Origin of the sequence: Vibrio cionasavignyae (genome assembly GCF_050337155.1) — a bacterium.
In the GTDB taxonomy this organism is placed as follows: domain Bacteria; phylum Pseudomonadota; class Gammaproteobacteria; order Enterobacterales; family Vibrionaceae; genus Vibrio; species Vibrio nomapromontoriensis.
Map to the genome: position 1 here is coordinate 1 of NZ_JAKJSR010000064.1, position 1064 is coordinate 1064.

The 1064-nt window shown below is 47.7% G+C and carries 1 protein-coding gene; it reads right to left on the bottom strand.

The window, feature by feature from the left end:
* Window positions 1-272: 272 nt before the first annotated feature.
* Window positions 273-914, bottom strand: a complete 642-nt coding sequence (locus L4D74_RS25135; protein ID WP_428755124.1) for a YjbF family lipoprotein — start codon at window positions 912-914, stop codon at window positions 273-275.
* Between the last annotated feature and the right edge of the window lie 150 nt (window positions 915-1064).

Below are 1064 nucleotides of genomic sequence, written 5' to 3' on the forward strand. Positions count from 1 at the left end.
TCCTGTGGTCCTGTGGTCCTGTGGTCCTGTGGTCCTGTGGTCCTGTGGTCCTGTGGTCCTGTGGTCCTGTGGTCCTGTGGTCCTGTGGTCCTGTGGTCCTGTGGTCCTGTGGTCCTGTGGTCCTGCAGAATCATGTTTTTAAAGCTGTTTTTGTCAACCAAAAACAAGCCATTTATTCTATATTTGCGATAAGAGCCACCCAAAAGCTAGAAACCGCTCCTCCCTAGGGCCATAGGACCATAGGACCGCTCTTAACCCGATCTTCCCCACCCTTAAATCGTCGGAACCTTCAACAACGTCATTTCAACCGTGGTCATCTCCGGCCCAAGATGTTCAATACTTTTTATGACTTTATCGGTTTTTATATCTTTCCAATAGGTGTTCACGAGTTTGCCGTCGATGGCGTCAAACGTGACGGTTTCTGTGAGCTTTTGGGTGTCGTAGCGATCAAGTACGGTGATGATGGTTTCTTTGCCTAGCTGTGTTTGCAGCGCAATACCGCTATAGCCGTAGCGGTACTTTGGCATCCAGTCGTACGTGACTTGCCAAGAGGTGTCGGTTTGTTGTTGGCGGGTGCTTCCCGCTAAGTTGTCGCCATACAGACCAATGGTTTTAACAATGCGACCCGATTCAGTGATGATTACCGCTCGATCCGAGGACATCCATTTGTATTGCGTGATTCCGGTCTGAGTATTGGGCTCGGCAAACGCCAAGACCATAAAAATTTGTGGCCCGTCATTAATTCGAACGTAGGCACTGGCATAAGGGAGCTTGCGAATATTTTCCGCAGTAAATTCAATGTCATCCGCCCCAAATACGGCCTCTGCCATTGTGGCATTCACATCTTGGAAACGTTGAGAACAAGCGGTAAGAAAAAGTACAGCACACGCGAGTAGATACGGCTTAACATTCACACTAACGTCCTTGTGGGGGGTAAATGGGTTCTATGGTTCTATGGTTCTATGGTTCTATGGTTCTATGGTTCTATGGTTCTATGGTTCTATGGTTCTATGGTTCTATGGTTCTATGGTTCTATGGTTCTATGGTTCTATGGTTCTATGGTT